The organism is Dialister sp. CAG:357, from assembly GCF_000435155.1.
In the GTDB taxonomy this organism is placed as follows: Bacteria; Bacillota; Negativicutes; order Veillonellales; family Dialisteraceae; genus Dialister; species Dialister hominis.
Genome location: NZ_FR896416.1, coordinates 1 through 3,067, shown reverse-complemented (window position 1 = coordinate 3,067; position 3,067 = coordinate 1). Strand labels below are relative to the sequence as shown.

The window sequence follows — 3,067 nt, the reverse complement described above, 5'->3', positions numbered from 1 at the left end:
AATTTTTACCAACACGTTTTGTCCTATAACCCCATTCTTACCGATTGCTTCACTTAATATTTAACCTCACTGCATCGAAGCTCACACGTTTTTGCGTGTCGCTTTGCTCCTTCAAAACCGGTTCGTTTTCGAACCATTTCGATCCTGTTATCGCCCACCGGAAGAAGACATCACGAGACTTAGACTCCGTGGTGTCTTTTTTGTTGCCTTGTCGGGCTCTAAGCATTCTTACCTACTATCTCACTTTGTATTTAACCCCCTGCATCGAGGTTCACACGTTTTTGTGCGTCGCTTTACTCTTCCCAAATAAGTTTATTCCTTAAGCAGTTTGATTCTATAATTATCAAGTAACGAAAATACACCAAGCAAGGTGAATTGCTTGGTGTATTTTCGTTATTGTTTTCTTCTTTTATATTGATTACCAGCTAAAAGCAGAATACCTATCAATGTCAGAGCCGCCCCTGCTGTCAGCCCTGGAATATGGTATGTCATTTGAATGTGATTTTCTCCTTCCTCAAGAGGAATGTTCATCAAACATCCTGCAAAGATATCAGGAGTAATCTCTTTGCCATTTCTCATGACTGTCCATCCATTTTCATAAGGAACCGATAAGAAAAGTATATCTCCTTCTCTTCCTTCTACCGTACCACTGATTTCTCCATCTCGAATCATAAGATTTTTAGCAGCTCTTTGATTGATTTCGCGAGAGATTTCTTTCAATGCTGAAAGATCCGTTTCATAGAAAAGTGCTTGTTTCATCCGGATATCATCCGAAAGGTCTACATCAATCGCACGAGTCTGACTGCCCGTCGCAGGAATATAGAACATCCCTGAATCATATAAAATTTGACTGCTTTCTCCATTTATCGACACCTGTCTGTAAGGTCCATCCCATATAAGAAATGCATAAATAGGGTCCACCCCATTATTGATTTCATAGATCTCATGTCTATTTTCACATATTTCTGTAAATGATACGGGATGATAAATTGTTACAGCATGTCCAATTAGTTTGCTGTATAGTGCATTTGTATAAGTAAACGGATTATCAGATTCTCCGGGGATTATCTGATCATTCTCTCGATATATGAACGCCATAGGCAGAGCATATGGATTTTTGTATACTTTTTTCCCATTACTTATTCCAAATGGCAAATCTGACTCAAGTCCTTTTATTGGCTCTGTCAACAACAAATATTTTACTCCCAAGAGAGAATCTGCAGGAAGAATAGAAGTATAAAATCTGTTAGCCCTTTCAGTAAAATCATAATATCCTATATTAGACGATAATTTGAACTGAGATTTTTTTAACAATGAAGTATATTCTTGTATTCCCCAATAATTAAAATTCATACTTTCATTAAGATTAAATCCCTTATTTTTTTCTTGTTCATCTTTCGCGCGAATATCTCCCCTATTCATTACCTGATTGATACGGTAGATTCCTCCATCATATGCTTTGATTTCCTGAATCTGTGTTCTTTGCTGATCATCATAAGATTGATAAGTATAAAGACTCCCCGCTCCTCGCATAGATAAAAATATACATGCAGACATGCTCATTTCCCAAATGAGCATGCATGCTAATAACCCCATCATAAAATTTTTCTTTACATTTATCCTGTATGACCTGTCAATTTCATAGAGAATACAGGGGACAATCACTAGAAATGCAATATTGAACAAAAAGAAATTCTGGTATAATGCCGGCCGCAAACGTTCAATCAGTATCTGGGATACAGGGAACAGCAAACAAATAATAAGCTGCCGAATACCAAACCCCCATTTTTTCCAGTCGGAGAAATAACAGCCTGAAAGAAAAATGAGAATAAAAGATCCCAGATAGGAGTACCTTGGCATGAATCCCATCGGCTTTTTCATAAGTGAAAACATAAAAAATAATATTTTCCAATGAAACATCAGAAAAGAAAAAACAATCAGCAAAAAAGCAAATGCTTTATATTTCCATTTGATATCTTTTACGGCAAATAGTGCCAAAGCCCCGGAAACTGCCAAGCTCCCGCAGAAAAGAGACATATAATCTAAACTGGGTATTTCCTTAGGATGAATTCCCATGTAATAAGCGCCTAGAGATGCCAGTATATCTCCCTGAAAGCCCAGAGAAATTTGATTCCAGTCAAAAGAACCTCCAATCCCTTCGCGAAGCTGTAATATTGTAGGGAGGAAAAGAATAGAGCTGATCAAAATCCCCGTTACCATACCAAAGACATATCTTACTGTATCACTAAAAAATTCTTTCTTTGCTCCGCCCCTCTGGAAATGCAGCAACGTCTCTTCTGCCAGAAACCAGAAACCACTGAAGAGACAATTGATACCGCCAGTATACCAATTAAGCAGAATTGAAAGTGCAGTACTGACGGAAAGCATGCCAATAGACCCAAAATGCACAGCTCTATATACGCCGAGCATCATGAGCGGCAGCATGTATACGCCATCCAGCCACATAGCACTCCAGATTTGGTACAAATTGTAGTGCATCAGGCCATAGCCGATGGAAAGTCCCATAAGAGGGAGCATGGAGATCTTGTTATTGAATCGGTCCTGCAAGAACCATGTCATCGTCAATGATGCCATTCCCATTTTAAGGACAGCTGCCAAATTATATGAAACAGGCACTTGGTCTTTTGAAAAGAATAACTGCAGCAATTCTGTGGGCGATGCTAAATAATAAGAAAATATGCCAATGGCTGACCCACCGAGGCCTTTTGTCATGGTATAAGTTAAAGACTGATTCCCGGATAATACATCCTTAAAAAATGCCATGAGATCCATGTATTGAATAAACGCATCACTGGCTGCGAGCGTTTTATCTCCAAATGGTGCTTCTCTGAAAAAGGCAAAAACTCCCAAGCATATAAGAGTGGTTAGAGCAAAAGAAATCATACGAAATATCCATAAGGAATTTCTCTTTTCTCTCTTTATTACTTTCATCGTATTCTGATTTATCATGGTTAATCCTATTCCCCAACAGTTTCCTATAGAAATTGAGTATATGTTTATTATAATCTAAAATTCGGGTTATAGGACAAAACGTGTTGGTAAAAAT

1 protein-coding gene is annotated in these 3,067 nt (G+C 38.1%); it reads right to left on the bottom strand.

The genetic code is table 11. The features are described from left to right. Positions 1 to 393: 393 nt before the first annotated feature. Positions 394 to 2,970 carry a YfhO family protein gene (locus M3200_RS04215; RefSeq protein WP_022382295.1) on the bottom strand — a complete coding sequence of 859 codons (2,577 nt, stop codon included), beginning with the start codon at positions 2,968 to 2,970 and terminating at the stop codon, positions 394 to 396. Between the last annotated feature and the right edge of the window lie 97 nt (positions 2,971 to 3,067).

What these genes read in the sequence shown, in the direction of transcription:
- M3200_RS04215 (WP_022382295.1), bottom strand. Translation starts at nt 2,970, where the DNA reads ATGATAAATCAGAATACGATGAAAGTAATAAAGAGAGAAAAGAGAAAT.